This window comes from Kitasatospora sp. NPDC007106, assembly GCF_040634455.1.
GTDB lineage: Bacteria > Actinomycetota > Actinomycetes > Streptomycetales > Streptomycetaceae > Kitasatospora > Kitasatospora arboriphila.
This window is the reverse complement of record NZ_JBEYFP010001273.1, coordinates 1-1,323: the sequence shown is the minus strand read 5'-3', so window position 1 is coordinate 1,323 and position 1,323 is coordinate 1. Positions and strand designations below refer to the sequence as shown.

2 protein-coding genes are annotated in these 1,323 nt (G+C 73.8%); one reads left to right on the top strand and one right to left on the bottom strand.

Going from position 1 to position 1,323, the window contains the following annotated elements; genetic code table 11:
• Positions 1-74: 74 nt before the first annotated feature.
• On the bottom strand, positions 75-719 hold the full coding sequence (locus ABZ641_RS37790; RefSeq protein WP_359989138.1) for a TetR/AcrR family transcriptional regulator C-terminal domain-containing protein: 645 nt from the start codon (positions 717-719) through the stop codon (positions 75-77).
• Between the two features lie 98 nt (positions 720-817).
• Between ABZ641_RS37790 and ABZ641_RS37785 the strand changes: the two genes are divergently transcribed.
• Entirely contained in the window at positions 818-1,246 is a 429-nt protein-coding gene (locus ABZ641_RS37785; protein WP_359989137.1) for an ester cyclase, read from the top strand.
• Positions 1,247-1,323: the final 77 nt, after the last annotated feature.

The following is a 1,323-nucleotide window of genomic DNA, read 5'->3' as shown; positions in this document are numbered from 1 at the left end:
ATGGAGTTCAGACGTTTGCTCGTCCGAACGACGGCGCGGCGGGCGTCGCCCCGGGCCGGGCCCGCCGGAAGGGGTCAGCGGCGGAGGCCGGCGAGCAGGGCGTCCAGGGCGAGGTCGAAGCGGGCGCGGTGGTCCTCCGGGGTGCCGAGGCCGCCGGCCACCGCGGCGGCGAGGACGGGAAGGGCGGTGAGGTCGGGAAGGGCGGTGAGGTCGGCGTCGGTCGGCTCGTCCGGGTGGCCCGGGGTGGTGGCGGCCTCGGCGAGGCACTGGCCGATCACCAGGGTGGCGACGGAGTTGACGATCCGCAGGGCGTCGACGGGGGCGATGCCGGCCCGGCCGAGGAAGGCCGCGGTGTCCTCGACGATCCGCAGGGCCTCCGCGGAGCGCGCGGGGCGGGTGGCGACCAGCACGATCACCCCGGGGTGGCGGAGCAGTTCGGCACGGAACGCGGCGGCGAAGTCCCGCAGGCGCTCGGGCCAGGCGTCGGCGGGCCCGTCCAGCTCGGGGCGGACGGCGGTGACGACCCGTTCGACCAGCCCGTCCAGCAGGGCGGCCTTGTTGGGCACGTAGTGGTAGAGCGTCATCGCCTCGACGCCGAGTTCGGCGCCCAGCCTGCGCATGGAGAGCTTCTCGACGCCGTCGCGGTCGGCGAGGTCCAGTGCCGCGTTCAGCACCTTCTCGCGGGTGAGCCCGGCCCTGCGGGGGGTGGCGGCGTCCACGGCTGTCTCCGTTCGCGAGCGGGGCCGCTTGACTTTCTTACGGCGTAAGGCGAGAGTAGCGCACATCGCAGTCTTACACCGTAAGGGGGATTCGGGCCATGTCCGTGGACCGGAACAAGCAGCTCGTGACCGACTTCGTCACCGCCCTCAACGAGGCCCGGACGGCCGACCTCGGCGACTACCTGGCCGCCGACGTGGTCGACCACAACAAGATCATTCACGGTGAGCCGGACGAGCCCGGTGCGGCCTTCGCCGCCATCGAGATGCAGCTGACCGCCCTGAGGCCCTACCGCGCCCGCATCGACGAACTGATCGCCGAGGGCGACCGGGTGGTCGCCCGGATCACCCAGTCCGGCGTCAGCTCCGGCGCCCACCCCCGGATGCCCGTCCCCACCGGCCGGGCCTTCGAGAACGAGGCGATCTTCGTCTTCACCGTCGTGGACGGCCGGATCACCGAGATCCGCGGCGTCTCCGACCGCCTCGGCCTCTTCCTCCAGCTCGGCTGGGACTGGCCGACGGCGGACTGACCCCCGCACGGGCCCGAAGTCCCGACGCCCCGGGGCCGTCCGGCCCGGCGGTCGGCCCCTGCCGGCCCTGTGCCCCG

Bases quoted from the DNA above. Each gene is read 5' to 3' on its own strand.
- ABZ641_RS37785 (WP_359989137.1), top strand. From the start codon at position 818: ATGTCCGTGGACCGGAACAAGCAGCTCGTGACCGACTTCGTCACCGCC.